This is a genomic window from Rhodococcus sp. IEGM 1370 (genome assembly GCF_033142325.1).
Lineage (GTDB): Bacteria > Actinomycetota > Actinomycetes > Mycobacteriales > Mycobacteriaceae > Rhodococcoides.
The window spans coordinates 1-17,157 of the sequence record NZ_JAWLRY010000032.1; the positions used below are offsets into that span (position 1 = coordinate 1).

General features: G+C 65.7%; 16 protein-coding genes. 6 read left to right on the plus strand and 10 right to left on the minus strand.

Translation table 11 applies throughout. The features are described 5' to 3' along the window. Nucleotides 1-100: 100 nt before the first annotated feature. Nucleotides 101-1,099 carry a sensor domain-containing diguanylate cyclase gene (locus R4P47_RS23865; protein WP_269596386.1) on the plus strand — a complete coding sequence of 333 codons (999 nt, stop codon included), beginning with the start codon at nucleotides 101-103 and terminating at the stop codon, nucleotides 1,097-1,099. A 119-nt stretch (nucleotides 1,100-1,218) separates the two neighbouring features. After that, on the plus strand, nucleotides 1,219-2,850 hold the full coding sequence (locus tag R4P47_RS23870) for an alpha/beta hydrolase (RefSeq protein WP_317785959.1): 1,632 nt from the start codon (nucleotides 1,219-1,221) through the stop codon (nucleotides 2,848-2,850). Here R4P47_RS23870 and R4P47_RS23875 read toward each other — a convergent pair. Beyond that, nucleotides 2,845-3,225 (minus strand): hypothetical protein, encoded by a 381-nt coding sequence (locus R4P47_RS23875; protein ID WP_269596384.1) that lies wholly within the window; start codon nucleotides 3,223-3,225, stop codon nucleotides 2,845-2,847. The two genes, R4P47_RS23870 and R4P47_RS23875, sit on opposite strands and share 6 nt — an antisense overlap. A gap of 94 nt (nucleotides 3,226-3,319) precedes the next feature. On the opposite strand from R4P47_RS23875, the gene R4P47_RS23880 reads away from it, so the two are divergent. Both R4P47_RS23880 and R4P47_RS23885 read left to right on the plus strand, forming a co-directional pair. Then, nucleotides 3,320-3,856 carry a peptidylprolyl isomerase gene (locus tag R4P47_RS23880; protein WP_149408198.1) on the plus strand — a complete coding sequence of 179 codons (537 nt, stop codon included), beginning with the start codon at nucleotides 3,320-3,322 and terminating at the stop codon, nucleotides 3,854-3,856. Between the two features lie 24 nt (nucleotides 3,857-3,880). Continuing rightward, nucleotides 3,881-4,810, plus strand: coding sequence for a rhomboid family intramembrane serine protease (locus R4P47_RS23885; protein ID WP_269596383.1), 930 nt, complete (start codon nucleotides 3,881-3,883; stop codon nucleotides 4,808-4,810). A gap of 76 nt (nucleotides 4,811-4,886) precedes the next feature. Here the strand turns inward: R4P47_RS23885 and R4P47_RS23890 are convergent, their stop codons facing one another. Together R4P47_RS23890 and crgA are read right to left on the minus strand one after the other, a co-directional pair. Continuing rightward, on the minus strand, nucleotides 4,887-5,372 hold the full coding sequence (locus R4P47_RS23890) for a PH domain-containing protein (RefSeq protein WP_094638415.1): 486 nt from the start codon (nucleotides 5,370-5,372) through the stop codon (nucleotides 4,887-4,889). 36 nt (nucleotides 5,373-5,408) lie between these two features. Then, a complete protein-coding gene (crgA, locus tag R4P47_RS23895; RefSeq protein WP_032396997.1) occupies nucleotides 5,409-5,672 on the minus strand; it encodes a cell division protein CrgA in 264 nt (87 codons plus the stop codon). A gap of 203 nt (nucleotides 5,673-5,875) precedes the next feature. On the opposite strand from crgA, the gene R4P47_RS23900 reads away from it, so the two are divergent. Both R4P47_RS23900 and R4P47_RS23905 read left to right on the plus strand, forming a co-directional pair. Further along, nucleotides 5,876-6,622: a DUF881 domain-containing protein gene (locus R4P47_RS23900; protein ID WP_269596382.1), complete on the plus strand. Its 747-nt coding sequence runs from the start codon at nucleotides 5,876-5,878 to the stop codon at nucleotides 6,620-6,622. A gap of 13 nt (nucleotides 6,623-6,635) precedes the next feature. Beyond that, nucleotides 6,636-7,277, plus strand: a complete 642-nt coding sequence (locus R4P47_RS23905; protein ID WP_269596381.1) for an aminodeoxychorismate/anthranilate synthase component II — start codon at nucleotides 6,636-6,638, stop codon at nucleotides 7,275-7,277. A 16-nt stretch (nucleotides 7,278-7,293) separates the two neighbouring features. Here R4P47_RS23905 and pknB read toward each other — a convergent pair whose 3' ends face one another. From pknB to R4P47_RS23940, 7 genes are all read right to left on the minus strand, one after another. After that, nucleotides 7,294-9,234: a Stk1 family PASTA domain-containing Ser/Thr kinase gene (pknB, locus tag R4P47_RS23910; RefSeq protein WP_317532985.1), complete on the minus strand. Its 1,941-nt coding sequence runs from the start codon at nucleotides 9,232-9,234 to the stop codon at nucleotides 7,294-7,296. Beyond that, nucleotides 9,231-10,595: a serine/threonine-protein kinase gene (locus R4P47_RS23915; protein WP_269596379.1), complete on the minus strand. Its 1,365-nt coding sequence runs from the start codon at nucleotides 10,593-10,595 to the stop codon at nucleotides 9,231-9,233. The genes pknB and R4P47_RS23915 overlap by 4 nt, the downstream gene beginning before the upstream one ends. Before the next feature lie 6 nt (nucleotides 10,596-10,601). After that, nucleotides 10,602-12,086, minus strand: a complete 1,485-nt coding sequence (locus tag R4P47_RS23920; protein ID WP_068045550.1) for a peptidoglycan D,D-transpeptidase FtsI family protein — start codon at nucleotides 12,084-12,086, stop codon at nucleotides 10,602-10,604. Beyond that, the gene (locus tag R4P47_RS23925) at nucleotides 12,083-13,540 is read right to left on the minus strand and encodes an FtsW/RodA/SpoVE family cell cycle protein (protein WP_094638419.1); all 1,458 of its coding nucleotides are present in this window, start codon (nucleotides 13,538-13,540) and stop codon (nucleotides 12,083-12,085) included. The genes R4P47_RS23920 and R4P47_RS23925 overlap by 4 nt, the downstream gene beginning before the upstream one ends. Continuing rightward, nucleotides 13,537-14,976, minus strand: coding sequence for a PP2C family protein-serine/threonine phosphatase (locus tag R4P47_RS23930; RefSeq protein ID WP_094638420.1), 1,440 nt, complete (start codon nucleotides 14,974-14,976; stop codon nucleotides 13,537-13,539). The genes R4P47_RS23925 and R4P47_RS23930 overlap by 4 nt, the downstream gene beginning before the upstream one ends. Beyond that, entirely contained in the window at nucleotides 14,973-15,437 is a 465-nt protein-coding gene (locus R4P47_RS23935) for an FHA domain-containing protein FhaB (RefSeq protein WP_037195344.1), read from the minus strand. Before R4P47_RS23935 ends, R4P47_RS23930 begins: the two co-directional genes overlap by 4 nt. A gap of 169 nt (nucleotides 15,438-15,606) precedes the next feature. Then, nucleotides 15,607-17,061 carry a DUF3662 and FHA domain-containing protein gene (locus R4P47_RS23940; protein ID WP_317785960.1) on the minus strand — a complete coding sequence of 485 codons (1,455 nt, stop codon included), beginning with the start codon at nucleotides 17,059-17,061 and terminating at the stop codon, nucleotides 15,607-15,609. Between the last annotated feature and the right edge of the window lie 96 nt (nucleotides 17,062-17,157).

Sequence of the window (17,157 nt, forward strand, 5' to 3'; positions counted from 1 at the left end):
CGATGGTGCCTGGGGGGTATCGGGTGAGTGGTGGTGTTCTCTTCGGTGAACGCTGCCTCCGATCGGCCGAATCATGGTCCTGCACGGTGGGAATCGACCGGTGAGCAGGCCTAGGTTCGACGAGTCAGGCCGCATGCTTGCCGTGTTCGCTGCGGTCACGACGGTTCTCTACGCTGCCAGCGCTATTGCGTCGTGGTCGAATCTGACCGGTGCTCAGCAGGTTCTGGCCGCGTTGGCTCTGTTGCTGGGTCCGATGGCGATCGTGGTGTTGGCAAGGGCGGGTGTGCCGAGCCCGAAACAGGCGGTGGGGTTCGCGACCGCGTTGTCGGTGATGGCACTCGCCTGTGCGTTGGGCAGTAGCGACACCATGCCTGCGTTCTTGATCTGCGTGCAGGCGGCCATGTTCCTCGGTATGCACATAGGCGCGTTCTGGTCCGAACGCAGCGCAGGCATTTGGGTTGCCGTGCTTGCTGTTTCGGCGGTCATCGGAGCGGCGATCGCGCCGTACGGAACTCCGTTCATCAGTTACATCCTCGTCGCGCTCGGCATCGTCGGTGCGACGGAGGTCTTCGGTGTCTTCGCGCGCCGAATGCGCTATTCCGCAACGCACGACGCGTTGACCGGTCTGCTCAACAGATTCGGGTTCGAATCCAAGATCGAGAAGATGTTGCCGGCGTGTGCGGCTCGCGGATTGTCGGTCAGCCTCGCAGTGCTCGATCTCGACAATTTCAAGGAGATCAACGACGAGTACGGCCACATTGCCGGTGACGTCCTGCTCACTCGCGTCTCGAAGGCCTGGAAGGGGCAGCTGACCAAACGTGACGTTCTGGGTCGGCTCGGTGGAGACGAGTTCGTGCTGTTCATGCCGGGGGTTCTCGAGAAGGAGGCCTGGCAGATCATCGAGCGTCTGCGTCGGGCTCACCGCGCGGAGTGGAGCGTCGGATTGGCCTGCATGCCCGCGGGTCGCCGCTGGGGTGAGATCTATCGGGCAGCCGACGCCGATCTGTACCGGGCAAAGCGAAGCAGGCCGCCGAGGACCAGTCGGCCGTCCGATCCCGACGCCGGTTACAGCGGACCCATTCGCAGAATTGCGCAGTAGCGCTCACTCGACGCATAGTTGATCCCCAGATTTGATCCACAGGCTGGGGATAGATTTCCCGACGCGGTGCTTTTCTCGCGTTGACTCGTCGGAAACGACGATGCTGCGGGGGATACGCGATGGTCACTCTGAACGAATTCAGATCTTGGGACAGCCGCGTGCTGGTAGCGGCGTCCGACAGCCTGATGCACCGGTGGCGGGAGGTTGCCGCCGTGCACGACTCGGTTACCGACGACATCGTGGGAGACGGGTGGGCCGGTCCCGCGGCCGAGGCTGCGCGGGAGGCGATGAGACGTATCCGGTCGGATCTGGCAGACGCCGCAGTCGAGTTGCTTCGGATAGCGACATGCACCGCGGATGCCTCGATCGAGATGGCCGGCCTGGTCGCTGCGCTCCGCTCGGTGGAGCGGACGGCGGCGGATGAGCGATTCGCGGTCGCATCCGACGGCTCGGTGTTCGACCTTGCAGCGTCGTATTCGGTTGCGCTGGTGGACTTGTGGTCGACGATGCGCGAGCGACGGCGGTGCCGTGAGGAGCTCGCCGAACGAATCGCACAGCTGATTCGTACGGCCACGGATTTCGACGACATCCTTGCCCGACGCCTCGTCGGGGGAACCTCCGCAGCCTCCGTTGCGACGGCAGTTGCGGCTTGGGTGCCGCGCGACGGCACACCGGCGGCCAATGCTGCTTTCTGGAGCGCACTCTCGACTGCGGCACGCACCAGGTTGCTGGTCGAACAGCCGGCGCTGATCGGCAATCTCGACGGCCTGCCGGGTCGGGTGCGTGACAGCGCAAATCGGCGGGTGTTGGCCGCAGAGCGTATCCGCCTTCGCGCCGTCGAAGTCGAACTACAGGAAGAGTTGTCCGACAACGTGTTCGGCGGCATCTTCAGCGACGCCGATGCCGGGCTCGAACAAACGCGCACTCGGTTGGCAGCACTCGATGCGATCGACGCGACGCTGGCGCTGGGGGCTCGGCAGCTCCTGGTCCTCGACAATTCCTCGTACGAGGAGACGATGGCGGCCGTCGCGGTGGGAGATGTCGACACGGCGACCCATGTCGCCGTCTTCGTGCCCGGTCTCGGCTCTACCGTGCACGGAAACCTTCCCCGCTACGACGGCGACATGGAGAACATCAAAAACACCGTGCAGCAGCTTGTTTCGCAGGATCCGGCGCAGTCTGCGGCTGCGGTGACCTGGCTGGACTACCAGGCACCTCAGCTCGGTTGGAGCCTGCTCGATCCGGACCGGACCGTTGCCTCGGGTGCGGCTGCGCAGGCAGGAGCGGATCGGTTGATCCCGTTCCTGAACGGTCTCGACGCCGCACGGGCGAGCGATCCGCATCTGTCGGTGTTGGCCCACTCGTACGGATCGCTCACCGCGGCAACTGCTCTTCGAGATGACACCGGGGTCGACGATTTCGTAGCTCTCGGTTCACCGGGACTCGGCACACACAGCCTCGCAGAGCTCCAGATTCCCGTCGGACATGTCTTCGCGGCGGAGGCCACGGGCGACATCGTCGCCGACATGGGTGCATTCGGCCGCGATCCAGGGGCGCTGGACGGAATCACTCTGCTGTCCACGGAGCAATCCGACAGTGCCGGCCGCTCGATCGGGCACAGCGACTATCTCAGCGAGGGCTCCGCCAGCGGCCACAACACGGCACTGGTCGTCGCCGACCGCAGCGCGGAGGCCGTGATCAGAACCAGGCCGGGTCTGATCGACCTACTGCAGAAGGTGCTGTACCTATGACGACGTGTCGTCGTAGTCGGCCAGGCTCGGCGGAACATCGGCGGGCGGCGGCACCTCGTTGCGACGGCGACCGAGGAAGAACACGACACCTCCCACGACGGCAGCAACGGCGCCGAACACCAGAACTCGTCGGGTCCGACGTGATCCCGAGTCGACCGTGACGAGCTCTCGGGTGCGATTCGCTTCGGCGATACGCTCCGCGGTCACTGCCCGCCGCTGCGCAGCCTGCTTGCGGGCCAGTCCGTAACCCTGTTTGGCCAGAAGCAGGCCGACTCCGGCCGGGCCCTTGCTCGCGGCGGATGCGGCGCCGAGCAGGGCGGACGCTGCGGTACCTGTGGTCGACCGAACCCGGTCGGGCTTCGTTGTGCTCGTCATACCCTCACTGTTCCACAACACGGCCCCGCTGAACCCTCCCGATACACCCGACTCGATGCCCGTTGTGAACTGCCCGATCACCCGAGATGGCACGATGGAGGGCGTGACTTCACCAAACAAGACCCAAACGGCCACGCTGCACACCAACCGCGGCGATATCGTCATCGAACTGTTCGGCAATCACGCCCCCAAGACCGTCGCGAACTTCGTCGGTCTCGCGGACGGATCCAAGGAGTACACGACTCAGAACGCGTCGGGTGCCAAGAGCGGACCGTTCTACGACGGCGCGGTCTTCCACCGCGTCATCGACGGCTTCATGATCCAGGGCGGCGACCCCACCGGCACCGGTGCAGGCGGACCGGGCTACAAGTTCGAGGACGAGTTCCACCCGGAGCTCTCCTTCGATCGCCCGTACCTGCTGGCCATGGCAAATGCCGGCCCCGGCACCAACGGCTCGCAGTTCTTCATCACCACCGGCAAGACCCCGCACCTCAACCGCAAGCACTCCATCTTCGGTGAGGTCACCGACGAGGCGTCGAAGAAGGTCGTCGACGCGATCTCGAGCACGCCGGTCGGCCGCGGAGATCGCCCGGTGGACGAGGTCGTCATCAACAACGTCACCATCGCTTGATCTGACCGAAGGACTTTCGACAAGATGACGAACCCCGGCTGGGGTGGCGCGTACGGCGACCAGCCCAACCCACCCCAGTCGGTGTGCGTCCGACATCCCGATCGCCCCACCGGCCTGGCCTGCTCGCGCTGCGGCAGGCCGGCGTGCCCGCAGTGTCTGCAGGCCGCCGCGGTCGGACAGCACTGTGTCGACTGCGTGCGAGAAGGCAACAAGAACGTCCGCACTGCGCAGACCGTCGCCGGTGCACCCATGGCACGGTCCGCCAAGACTCCGCTGACCTACGCCCTGATCGCCGTCAACGTGATCGTCTATGCCATCACGGTGGCGCAGTCCGGCGATCCGATGAACAACACTTCCGGATCCGAACTCGCCCGCGGTTGGGCTCTCAACAGCCTGCTCGTCGCCGACGGCGACGTGTTCCGCCTGATCGGCAGCGGCTTCGTTCACTACGGGCCGATACACCTGCTCGTGAACATGTTCGCGCTGTACATCATCGGCCGTGACGTGGAACTCGTGCTCGGTCGAACCCGCTACCTGGTCGTCTACTTCCTCTCCCTCCTCGGAGGAAGCGCGTCGGTGATGCTGCTGGAGAATCCCCTGACGCTCACCGTCGGCGCGTCCGGTGCAGTCTTCGGTCTACTGGGCGCACAGGCCGTGATCCTGCTACGGCTCAAGCGAAGCCCGGCACCCATCCTCGTCATCATCGCGGTGAACATCTTCATCAGCATCTCGATCCCCAGCATCTCGCTGTGGGGACATATGGGCGGTCTCGTCGCCGGAGCCGCCGCCACCGCCGGTCTGGTGTTCTTGTCCAACCGAACCCGAGACACGGGACAACAACGAACCAGGGCCGGCCTGTCCATGGCATGGCTCTCGGTCATCGCCGTCGCTCTGGTGTCCCTGGGCATCATCGCGATCCGTGTTCTCGACCTGCGCGCCCAGATGGGCCTCTAGCAAGTCCACTCGATGTGACATTGACCCCCGAAAAGTCCACTGAATGTCACATTGAGTGACCACGGGGGCCGGACGATCAGGTGTTGCGAGGCACCAAGCCGTGGGTTTCGAGTGCGTCGTATACGTCTCGAGGGTCGGTTCCGAGGTCCCATCTGCCGAAGATGATCAGTCGATCGTCGTCTTCGCCGGGTGGGCGGATGTCCAGTTCGAGCATCGGAACGCGTCGCCCCAGGCGTGGGTATTTCACGATTTTGACGCGCACGATGTCGTTGCGGGTGTAGGTGCGTAGGCCGCCGAGGCGTTTCATCACCAGTGTTCCGTCGTGGGTGATGGCCAGTCGGGGGCGTTGTGCGGCGGCGAGTGCGGCGATGATCCACATTCCGACGGCGGCGAGTCCGACGAGGAATGTTCCGGCTGCGTCGGTGGAGGAGAGTGCGGCTCCGATTCCGAGGGCGATTCCGCCTGCGACCAGGGCTGCGACGGCGATGAGGGGCGTCGCCCATCGCTGTTCGTACACACCCTGTGGATCGTTTTCAGAGTTATCCACAGGGTTTATCCACATTGGGGATGAATGACATCGATGTAACTCGGCAGGTTCTCAGCGCCACCGCATGGTCATGACGAGTCCGACGACCATGAACCCGAAGCCGATCAGGAAGTTGTAGGCGCCGAGGTTTCCGATGAAGGCGATGTCCTCGGAAGCCAGGTAGTAGACGATCAGCCACAGCAGCCCGACCAGCATGAATCCCAGCATCAGCACCACGTACCAGACCGGTGACGGTCCGGCGTTGACCTTGACCGGCGTACGGTTCGCCGGGTTGATCGTGTAGTCGTTCTTCTTCCGTACCTTCGACTTCGGCATTGCTTCCTCTTCGCGTTCGTGACGGCCCGCGGCACTGCGGCCGTACCTGTGGACAACTGACGATCGGAACCTGTGGATCGACGGGTGCCGCGCATCCCCAGGCTATTGTCGCCTGGAGGACCGTGACGGTCACCGACCCGGTTGCTGTACACGCTAACGCAGGTGAGCCCAGCACCGACCCACCGGACAAATTGCGAGCACCCGTGACACGACGATCGACTGCCCCCGCCGACACTCGTTGGTGGGTGCTCGCCGTCGCGGTGTGCGCTGTCGTCGGTCTGCTGCTCGGTACCACCAGACACGTTTCCGATGGCACCGAACTCCGTGGAGGGGACACCACCCGACTCGCCGACCTCGTCGATGCAGCTCAGAGCAGCAGCGTGGAGGCCGAGCGCAGCAGGGACACGCTCGAGCAGCAGGTCGAGTCCATTCAGCAGCGCACTGCGACCGGGGACACCGAGGTCGCCGACGCCCTGGCCCGCATCGATTCCCTGGCCGACGCTGCGGGACGCGAGGCCGCGTCCGGCGGCGGTGTGACCGTCACGATGGCGGACGCTCCCCGCGGTGCGGACGGTTCGTACGCCTCGGACGCGTCACCGGACGATCTGGTGGTCCATCAGGTCGATGTGCAGAGCGTGCTCAACGCGTTGTGGGCCGGTGGAGCGTCGGCGATCGCGATGCAGGATCAACGGCTGGTGGCCTCGTCGGCTCCGCGCTGCATCGGGAACACCCTTCTTCTCGGCGGGCGTACATACAGTCCGCCGTACGTGATGACGGCGATCGGGGATTCGGATCGGCTGCGCGCGGCGTTGAAGAACGAGCCGGGTGTGCGGTTGTACGAGCAGTACGCGCTGAGATACGGCCTCCGCTACGACGTCTCGGTGTCCGAGGACCTGTCGGTGCCCGCGTACTCCGAATCGGTGCGCATGCGGTATGCACAGCCTCGCTGAGTACGCTGTCCACATGCGTATTCTCGTCGTCGACAACTACGACAGCTTCGTCTTCAACCTCGTCCAGTACCTGGGTCAGTTGAATGCCGATGTCGAGGTCTGGCGCAACGACGACGAGCGCCTCACCGACCGCGATGCCGTCGCTGCCCGGTTCGACGGCGTTCTGCTCAGCCCGGGACCGGGCACGCCGCAGCGCGCAGGTGCCACGATGGATCTGGTCTCGGCCAGCGCTCGCACGAAGACGCCCCTGCTCGGGGTCTGTCTGGGCCATCAGGCGATCGGTGCAGCCTTCGGTGCAACCGTCGAGAAGGCCCCGGAGCTGCTGCACGGCAAGACGAGTCTGGTGCACCATTCGGGCGTCGGAGTTCTGGAGGGCATGAACGAGCCCTTCACCGCCACTCGCTACCACTCGCTGACCGTCCGGGAGGACACCATCCCGGCCGAACTCGAGATCATCGGGCGCACCGAATCGGGTCTGGTCATGGCGATGAGGCACACCGAGCTTCCGATTCACGGCGTCCAGTTCCACCCGGAGTCCATCCTCACCGAGGGCGGACACCGCATGCTGGCGAACTGGCTGACCGTCTGCGGAATGCCCACCGACCCCGGTCTCGTCGCCAAGCTCGAAGCTCAGGTCGCCGAGGCGTTCGCCTGAGCTCGACCCGAGGTGTCTAGCCGGTCGGAATACCCAGCGCCCCGATGCTCACGGTGATGGTGTCGGACTTGCTGATCTCCGAGCCTGCCGGCTGAGTCTGGTTCACGATGCGGCCGACCATCAGTGGGTCGAGCGTCGATTGCCTCGACGTCGACAGGTCCGACGCGGTTCCGGTCCATCCTGCCGATTCCAGTGCTGTCAGAGCCTGAGCTTCGGTGAGTCCGGCCAGGTCCGGCATCGGGATCTTGTCTCCGTTCGACACGCGCAATGTCACGACCGTGTTCTCGGCGACGTTGGCACCACCGGCGGGGTCCGTCGAGACGACCTGTCCCACCGGCTGACTGGAGTCGATGTTCTCTATCTGGACGCGGAGACCGGCACCCGCCACGTTCGGCTGCGCAACGTCGACGAGCTGGCCGACGACGTTGGGCATCCGTACCTGCGCCGGGCCGGAACCGAGCGTGATGCGAACCTGCGAGTCGGCGTTCATGCTCACGCCCGAGGACGGGTTCTGTTCGACGACCCTGTCGAGGTTCTCCGGCGTGGACGGTGCCCGGGCGACGGTGGGATCGAGTTGAAGGCCCACCTCGTTCAAGGCGTCCGACGCCTCCTGTTGCGTTCTTCCGGTCAGTCGCGGCACCTGCACCTGCTGGGGGCCCGAGGAGACGTCGAGTTGGATGTCCCCGGGTGATTCGGTCTGTGATCCCGCGGCGGGGTTGGTGCCGATCGCGGACCCTTCGGGAACCGACGCATCCGGTCTCTCCTGCACGGTGACGCGCAGGCCGACATTCTCGAGTTCCCGCTGGGCCTCGTCTGCGACGAGGCCGGCGACGGACGGCACGGTGACGGACGTGGGCTCAGCTCCGGGACCGAGGGACCACAGGAATGCTCCGACGATCGCGACGACGATGATCGACGCCGCGGAGATCAGCGCGATCTTCAGGCCCCGACGGCTCCTGGGTTCGTTGTCGGGTTCGGTGTGCTTCGACGGGCGGGGTGTGCCGGCGGCTGCAGCTGCCGGCTTGTCCTTGCCGGAGAAGTCCGCCTGCCGTGAATCGACCGATCCGAGAATCGTGGTGCGGTCCTCGTCGTTCATGACCATCGGGGCGCTCGGACGTTGACCGCCGAGCACCCGGACCAGGTCGGTGCGCATCTCGGCGGCACTCTGGTAGCGGTTGGCGGGATTCTTGGCCATCGCCTTGAGGATGATCGAGTCGAGTTCACGCGGCACCGTGTCGTTGACCAGCGACGGCAGCTGAGGATCCTCGCGCACGTGCTGATAGGCGACCGCGACCGGGGAATCACCTTTGAACGGGGGCTCGCCGGTGAGGATCTCGAACAGCACACAGCCGAGCGAGTAGACGTCCGATCGAGCGTCGACCTGTTCGCCGCGAGCCTGCTCGGGCGACAGGTACTGCGCGGTTCCGATGACGGCGGCCGTCTGAGTCATCGGCGACGAGGAATCGGCGATGGCGCGCGCGATACCGAAGTCCATCACCTTCACCGCGCCCGCGTTGTTGATCATGATGTTCGCGGGCTTGACGTCGCGGTGCACGATGCCGTTGCGGTGGCTGAAATCGAGTGCAGCACAGACGTCGGCGATGACCTCCATGGCTCGACGCGGCGCCATGGGTCCTTCGGCGCGCACGATGTCGCGGAGGGTGTCGCCGTCGACGTATTCCATGACGATGAACGGGAGCGGACCGGCTTCGGTCTCGGCTTCACCGGTGTCGTACACGGCGACGATGGCCGGGTGGTTCAGTGCGGCCGCGTTCTGGGCTTCGCGTCGGAACCGCAGATAGAACGTGGGGTCGCGAGCAAGATCGGCGCGCAGAACCTTGATGGCGACGTCGCGGTCCAGCCGAGTGTCACGTGCCAGATGAACCTCGGACATGCCGCCGAATCCGAGTATCTCGCCCAGCTCGTAGCGAGAGGAGAGCGTACGGGGAGTCGTCATCGTTGTCCTTGTGGATCTTGCTGGAATGGAATCTCGATCAGCGGACGTCGCGTCGTCGTCTCGGTGGGCTCCGCCGAGGTGGTCGTGGTTTCCTCGGTGGTCGTCGGCTCCTCCGTGGTGGTCGTCGTCGTGGTCGTCGTGGTTTCTTCGGTGGTGGTGGTCTCTTCGGTGGTCGTGGGTTCGGTCGTCGTGGTCGTGGTGGTGGTCGGCTGCGTGGTGGTCGTGGTCGGCGGCACGAACGGCGTCGGCGTGTCGTCCCTGCCCCCGGTCAACAGCACGTAACCGCCGATGAGGATGGCCAGCAGCAGCAGTCCGGCACCGCCCCAGGCGAGGGCCTTCTGCGCCGACGACATTCCGGTGGACTCGGGTACGGCGGCCGCAGCCGTTCCGGTGGCCGGTCCGCGGTACTCGCGCTGCGACGTCGGCATCATCTGGGTGCTCGACGGCGGCTGCGGGCTGGGCACGACGCCCGGCATCATGACCCTGCCGGTGCCCGAACCGCGGGAGTTTCCGGGCGCAGGCGGGCGTCGGCCGGCCCGGACTGCGGCGACGGCGTCGGCGAATTCGCCACCGTTGGCGTAGCGTGCGGCCGGGTCCTTCACCATCGTGATCTCGATGAGTTCGCGGACGGCGGGAGGCAGGTCGAGTGGCATGGGGGCCGGCGTTTCGCGCACGTGCTTCATGGCCACGGTCAGCGCGCCGTCGCCCACGAAGGGCCGCGTGCCCGCGAGTACTTCGTATCCGACGACTCCGAGCGAGTAGACGTCGGAAGCCGAGGTTGCCTCCTCGCCGAGTGCCTGCTCGGGGGCGATGTACTGCGCTGTGCCCATGACCATTCCGGTCTTGGTCACCGGGGACGCGTCGACGGCTTTGGCGATGCCGAAGTCGGTGATCTTGACCTGGCCGGTGGGGGTGATCAGGATGTTGCCCGGCTTGACGTCGCGGTGGACGACGCCTGCGGTGTGTGCGATCTGCAGCGAACGGCCGGTCTGCTCGAGCATGTCGAGGGCATGGCCGAGCGGCAAGCGGGACATGCGACCCAGCACGGCGTTGAGCGGCTCACCGTTGACCAGTTCCATCACCAGGTAGGCCAGTGATTCGCCCGCGCCGTCGCGGGTCTCGCCGTAGTCGTAGACGCCGGCGATTCCTGGATAGTTCAGCTGCGCGGTGGTGCGTGCCTCGAACCTGAAGCGCTGCAGGAACTCCGGGTCCTCGGAGAATTCGGCCTTGAGTACCTTGACCGCGACACGGCGATCGAGGCGGTTGTCCATCGCTTCCCACACCTGCCCCATACCGCCGGTGGCGATGAGGCGCAGAAGTCGATAGCGCTGCGCGATGACAGCTCCGTTGCTCAGTGGCACTTCACGTCACCTCCCCTGCAATGCGGCTGCGATGACGGCGCGCCCGATGGGTGCGGCCACGGATCCACCGGTCGCGGCGAGGGCTCGATCGCCGCCGTCCTCGACGATGACGGCAATGGCGACCTTGGGATCCTCGGCGGGTGCGAAGCCGATGTACCAGGCATGCGGCGGGGTGTTACGCGGGTCCGAACCATGTTCTGCGGTACCGGTTTTCGATGCGATCTGGACCCCGGGGATCTTGCCCTCCCCGCTGGTGTTGTTCTCGGAGCCGATCATCAGGTCGGTCAGAGTCGCCGCGGTGGCCGAGCTGATCGCCTCGCCCATGGCCTTCGGCTGGTAGCTCGACAGGTCGGACAGGTCGGGAGATTGCAGCTGCTGCACCAGGTTCGGGGCCATCCGCACGCCGCCGTTGGCGACGGTGGCGGCGATGACGGCGTCCTGCAGCGGGGTCAACGCCACGTCGCGCTGACCGATGCTGGACTGGCCGAGGGCGGCGTCGTCGTCGATGGGTCCGATGGTGCTGTCGGCGACGGTGAGCGGAATGGTCGTGTCCTCACCGATGCCGAACGCCGCGGAAGTCTCGCGCATCCTGTCCACCCCCGTATCGACGCCGAGCTCGACGAAGGCGGTGTTGCACGAGCGTGCGAACGCTTCACGCAGCGTTGCCGTCTGGCCACCGCCGCACGTCGAACCGTTGTAGTTCTCCAGCGTCGTGGAAGTTCCCGGCAACGTGATGTTCGACGCGGCCGTGAGTTGATCGTCCGGTGTGGCGCCCGCTTCGAGTGCGGCTGCGGTGGTGATCACCTTGAACGTCGATCCGGGTGGGTAGGTCTGCGAGATCGCCCGGTTGACCATTGGCTTCTCGGGATCGTTGCTCAGGTTCTCCCATGCCGCGGTGGTGGTGCTGCCGTCGTGGCTGGCCAGCAGGTTCGGGTCGTAGCTGGGGGTGCTGGCCATGGCGAGGATGTTGCCGGTGGCCGGGTCGAGGGCCACCACTGAGCCGGTGTATCCCTTGGCGGTCAGCTGGTCGTATGCGACCTGCTGAACGACGGGGTCGATGGTGGTGACGACGTTGCCGCCGCGGGGGTCTCGGCCGGAGATGAGGTCGAACAGTCGTCCACCGAAGAGCCGGTCGTCGGATCCGTTGAGCACGGGATCCTCGGCGCGTTCGAGGCCGCTGCTCGAGTACAGCATCGAGTAGTAGCCGGTGATCGGCGCGTTGGCCTGCGGGCTGGCCGGGGAGATCGAATTCTGGGGGTAGGTGCGCAGGTACTTGTAGCGGTCGTCGGTCGGGACCGAGGATGCGAGCACCTGGCCGCCTGCCGAGATCTGACCGCGCTGGCGGGAGTACTCGTCGAGCAGTACCCGTGAGTTCCTCGGGTCGGTGCGCAGATCGTCGGCCTTGATGACCTGGAGGTAGGTGGCGTTGGCGAGCAGTGCCACGACCATGACCATCACGGCGATGGACACGCGGCGCAGGGGAGTGTTCATGCGCGCTTCACCATCTCGGTGGGTGCCTCCGCGATGGGCGCTGCGGGGGCGGGCTTCTTCTTGGGCTTTGCCGGCTCACGGGCTGCGTCGGAGATCTTGATCAGCAGCGCGAGGAGCAGGTAGTTGGCGAGAAGCGACGATCCTCCGTAGGACAGATAGGGCGTGGTGAGGCCGGTGAGTGGGATGAGTTTGGTGACGCCGCCGACGACGACGAACAGCTGGATGGCAATGGTGAACGACAATCCGGCAGCAAGCAGTTTGCCGAAGCTGTCGCGAACGGCCAGCGCGGTACGCATGCCGCGGATGATGAACAGCAAGTACAGGATCAGGACGGCGGTCAGGCCGATGAGGCCGAGCTCTTCGCCGACCGTCGCGATGATGAAGTCCGTCTTGGCGAACGGCACCTGGGAGGGCCGACCACTACCGAGCCCGGTACCCGCCAACCCGCCCGTGGCGAAGCTGAACATCGACTGGACGATCTGGTAGCCGGTGTCGTTGTAGTCGTCGAACGGACGCAGCCAGGTGTCGGTGCGGATCTTGACGTGGCCGAACACCTGATATGCGAAGAGGAATCCGACGAGCAGCAGTCCGAAACCGATGATCAACCAGCCGACGCGTTCGGTGGCGATGTAGATCATCACCAGGACGGTTCCGAAGATCAGCAGCGACGTACCGAGGTCCTTCTCGAACACCAGCACGCCGACGGAGACGATCCAGACCACCAGGATCGGCCCCAGATCGCGTGCCCGCGGGAAGTCCATTCCGAGGAAGTGCTTGCCGGCGACGGTGAACAGTTCCCGCTTGGCGACCAGCAACGATGCAAAGAAGATGAGCAGCAGAATCTTCGCGAACTCCCCGGGCTGAATACTGAAGCCGGGCAGCCGAATCCAGATCTTCGATCCGTTGACCTCGGAGAAGGCCGACGGCAGCATCGCCGGGATGGCCAGGAGCACCAGCCCGGCGAGACCGACGGTGTAGCCGTAGCGAGCCAGGGTGCGGTAATCACGCAGCAGCACCAGCAGAGCGACGAAACCGGCGATGGCCAGCGTCGTCCAGAGCACCTGCTGGTTGGCATCGGGCGAGGGAATGGGGTTTCCGAGATACTGAGCCTGCTGCTCGTCGGCCAGGTCGAGACGGTGAATGAGCACCAGACCGAGCCCGTTGAGCAGCGCCACGATCGGTAGCAGCAGCGGATCCGCGTAGGGCGCAAAGCGTCGCACAGCCAGGTGCGCCACCGTCATCAACGCGAGATAGGCCACCGCGTACTTCGCCAGATCCCAGGTGATGGTCTGTTCCTGACTGGCTTCGACCAGTACCAACGAGATCGTGGTGATCAGGACCGCGGCCCCGAGCAGAAGCAACTCGACCCCGCGCCGGTTCGATTGAATCGGCGCAGGCGCGAATCCTTCGGGTGGACTCGGAAAGGATCCTCCGGCGGACGGATTGGAACTCATCGAGTACCGGTCCTGCAGTTCTGACCGGGAATCTGCGGGACCGTCGGTGTCGGTACCGCAGTGGTGGTCGGTGCCGCCTCGGGAACGGGCTCCGCAGCCGGGGGCAACGGAACTCCGGGCGGCGGAATGATCGTCGTCGGAGTCGGTTCGACAGTCGTGGTGACGACCGGTTCGGTCTCGCACACCTGGAGCAGGTCACCGGAGGCCAACCGCTCGACCTGACCGCGCGCGTCGTCGAGAGATCCGGACGGCAAGCCGGCCGTGACCTGCTCGCGCGCGGCAGGCAGAAGGTCGTCGATCTCGAACGGAACACAGTCCGCCGGAGCGGCATCCGGAGCGGTCAGCGTGACGGCTCCGTCGTCGTCGAGGCAGCCGATCAGTTCCACGCTCTGCAGCGAGTAGCCCAGTACCGAGCCGGGAAGGCCCCTCAGCACGGTCACCTTGCTGTTGTCGGCACCGACGTAGTAGTTGCCTCTGATGATCGAATTGGCAACGAGCGCACCGATTGCCGCCAGCACCACCAGGGTCAGGGCGATCAACGTCCAGCGGAGTTTGTGCGACTTCTTCTCGGGCGTGACGACCGGGCTGGTGACGCGCTTGGGCGTCGTACGCGGTGGTCGCATCGCGGCGGCGCGTCCGGCCGCGGTGTTGGGCGGAGGGGCGTCTTCCTCGTCCTCGGTGCTGGCGGCACCGCCGAGGATGGGGTGGCTCTGTCCGTAGTCGAGGTCGATCACGTCGGCGACGACGACCGTCACGTTGTCGGGTCCGCCGCTGCGCAGCGCGAGTTCGATCAGGCGATCGGCGCACGGGCCCGTCTCGCCCTCGTTCATGGTGTTCTCGATGGTTTCGTCGCTGACGACGTCCGAGAGGCCGTCGGAGCACAGCAGGTAGCGGTCGCCTGCACGTACTTCCCGAACGGTGAGGGTCGGCTCGATCTCGTTTCCGGTGAGGGCACGCATGATGAGCGAACGCTGCGGGTGGGTGTGCGCCTGTTCGGCGGTGATGCGGCCCTCGTCGACGAGTGACTGGACGAAGGTGTCGTCGCGAGTGATCTGGGTGAGCGAGCCGTCGCGCAGCATGTACGCACGTGAGTCGCCGATGTGTACCAGTCCGATTCGCTTGCCCGCGAACAGGATTGCGGTCAGCGTGGTTCCCATGCCGTCGAGCTCGGGTTCGTCCTCGACCTGATCTGCGATGGACGCGTTGCCTTCGCGGGTTGCTGCCTCCAGCTTGCCCAGCAGATCCTCGCCGGGCTCGTCGTCGTCGAGATGAGCCAAGGCGGCGATCATCAACTGCGAGGCCACTTCACCGGCCGCGTGACCGCCCATGCCGTCGGCCAGCGCCAGTAGGCGAGCCCCGGCGTACACGGAGTCCTCGTTGTTGGATCGAACCAGACCGCGATCACTGCGGGCGGCGTAGCGAAGGACGAGGGTCACGGGCGCAACTCGATCACGGTCTTGCCGACGCGGACAGGAGTGCCAAGGGGCACGCGAACAGCGGTGGTCACCTTCGCGCGGTCGAGGTAGGTGCCGTTGGTCGAACCGAGGTCCTCGACGTACCAGTCACCGCCGCGGGGCGAGATGCGCGCATGCCGCGTCGACGAGTAGTCGTCTGTCAGAACGAGAGTGGAGTCGTCCGCGCGTCCTATGAGGACGGGCTGCGTTCCGAGCGAGATACGCGTTCCGGCGAGACCGCCCTGGGTCACCACGAGGTACTTGGCCACCTTCTGCTTGTTGAACGACGGAAGAACCTTCGAGCCGCCGGAGTAGCGAGCAGGCACTCGCATGCCTGCGGCCGCGTAGATGTCGCTGCGCAAGGTGCGAAGGACGGCCCAGACGAAGAACCACAACAACAGCAGGAAGCCCGCCCTTGTCAGTTGCAGAATCAATCCCTGCACGACGATTCACCTCCTCCTTCGCAATCGACCTGCATCCCGCCCACGCGAAAAGCCGCGGCGCGGCAGACATGGTTGCCTCGCAGCATCATAGGGTCAAGCAGCTCGTGTGGACGACATACGGGTCGGCGAGAGTGCGAGTCGAACCGCCACCCGAGCCCACGAAAGATCGTCAGACGATCCGGACCAGAATTTCGGAGTGGCCGGCCCGAATGACGTCGCCGTCGGCCAGTTGCCAGTCCTGCACCGGAGCGCCGTTGACGGTGGTGCCGTTGGTGGAACCGAGATCGGAGAGCATGGCCACGCGGCCGTCCCACCGGATCTCGATGTGTCGACGCGAAACGCCGGTGTCGGGGAGTCGGAACTGTGCGTCCTGACCACGGCCGATGATGTTCTGACCGTCACGAAGCTGGAAGTAGCGGCCGCTGCCGTCTTCGAGCTGCAGCGTCGCGGCCAACGCCTGACTGCGAGCTTCGTACGAGGCGGGCTGGTCGTAGCCGTACCCGTCACCGCGATCGCCCGCGCCCTGCTGCGGGTAGCCGCGACCGTAGGCGGCCGGGGCAGGCGGGTAGTCGTAGCCGGGCTGCTGGTAGCCGGGCTGCTGATACCCGGCGGCCTGGGGCTCGGCGTACCGACCGGACGGGTCGTTGTACGCCTGCTCCTGGTACGGAGCCTCCGAGTACGCAGCACTGTCGGCACCGCTGTACTGGTAGCCCTGAGCGTCGTAACCCTGCGCGTTGTAGCCGTGGGCGTCGTAACCCTGCGCGTTGTAGCCGTGGGCGTCGTAACCCTGCGCGTTGTAGCCCTGGGCGTCGTACCCCTGATCCTGGCCGCCGGGCGCGCCGTAGGCGTGCGGGTCGTAGCCCTGATCCTGACCGGCTGCGCTGTAGGCCTGACCCTGCTCGGGGTACGGCTGCTCGTCGTAGCCGCCGTTGTACGGCTGCTGGTCGTAGCGCGGGTCGTGCTCGGCCGGCGCGTAGGCCTGGGCGTCGTAGCCGTTCTGTTCACGTGCTGGGTAGCGCGGATCCTGGCCACCGGCGTAACCGTTGCGCGCGCGCGGATCGGGGCGATGACCGTCCGCGGGGTCGCGTTGCGGGTCGTAGCCTGGGTTCTGCGTCATGTGGCCGGCTCCTGGTGTCGACATCGGTGGGGCAGACGGTCGCTGCGTAGCTGAAGGGACGGGACTCGGTGCTGCTTGTGCCGACGCGCCCTGCTGCGGGAACTCGTTCCGTGCAGCAGTCGCCGATCGTCCCACATCGGGATCGACCGAGCCACTGGCACGGAACTGTCCGGTGTGAAGGGTGGGCGACGGCTCGAAGCGAACCACCACGTCGCCGTAGGTCTGCCAGCCTTGATCGCGGATGTAATCGTCGAGGTGACGTGAGAACGCCTTGACCGTCAGTTCTCGGTCACCGGCGAGTTCGGCGTGGTCCGAGCTGTTGATGGTGATCACGTAGCTGTTGGGTGCCAGGAGGTGCCCGCCGTCCAGGGGCCGAACCAGGTCCGACGCTTCCTGCTGGAGCGCTGCCTCCACCTCCGCCGGTACGACGCCTCCGCCGAACACGCGGGCGAAGACGTCGCCGACAGCGCCCTGGAGCTTGCGTTCGAAACGCTGAACGATGCCCATCGTGACCCCTCCTCTCACTGTGTTCTTCCACCGTGTGGTGCCTGCTGGTGTGCAGGTCGCGACAGCCGCGTGTCATCACGAGGTCGCGCTCCAAGC

Bases quoted from the DNA above. Each gene is read 5' to 3' on its own strand.
- crgA (WP_032396997.1), bottom strand. From the start codon at position 5,672: ATGCCGAAGTCGAAGGTACGGAAGAAGAACGACTACACGATCAACCCG.
- R4P47_RS23870 (WP_317785959.1), top strand. From the start codon at position 1,219: ATGGTCACTCTGAACGAATTCAGATCTTGGGACAGCCGCGTGCTGGTA.
- R4P47_RS23905 (WP_269596381.1), top strand. From the start codon at position 6,636: ATGCGTATTCTCGTCGTCGACAACTACGACAGCTTCGTCTTCAACCTC.
- R4P47_RS23875 (WP_269596384.1), bottom strand. From the start codon at position 3,225: ATGACGAGCACAACGAAGCCCGACCGGGTTCGGTCGACCACAGGTACC.
- R4P47_RS23885 (WP_269596383.1), top strand. From the start codon at position 3,881: ATGACGAACCCCGGCTGGGGTGGCGCGTACGGCGACCAGCCCAACCCA.
- R4P47_RS23880 (WP_149408198.1), top strand. From the start codon at position 3,320: ATGGAGGGCGTGACTTCACCAAACAAGACCCAAACGGCCACGCTGCAC.
- R4P47_RS23925 (WP_094638419.1), bottom strand. From the start codon at position 13,540: ATGAGTTCCAATCCGTCCGCCGGAGGATCCTTTCCGAGTCCACCCGAA.
- R4P47_RS23940 (WP_317785960.1), bottom strand. From the start codon at position 17,061: ATGGGCATCGTTCAGCGTTTCGAACGCAAGCTCCAGGGCGCTGTCGGC.
- R4P47_RS23920 (WP_068045550.1), bottom strand. From the start codon at position 12,086: ATGAACACTCCCCTGCGCCGCGTGTCCATCGCCGTGATGGTCATGGTC.
- pknB (WP_317532985.1), bottom strand. From the start codon at position 9,234: ATGACGACTCCCCGTACGCTCTCCTCTCGCTACGAGCTGGGCGAGATA.
- R4P47_RS23890 (WP_094638415.1), bottom strand. From the start codon at position 5,372: ATGTGGATAAACCCTGTGGATAACTCTGAAAACGATCCACAGGGTGTG.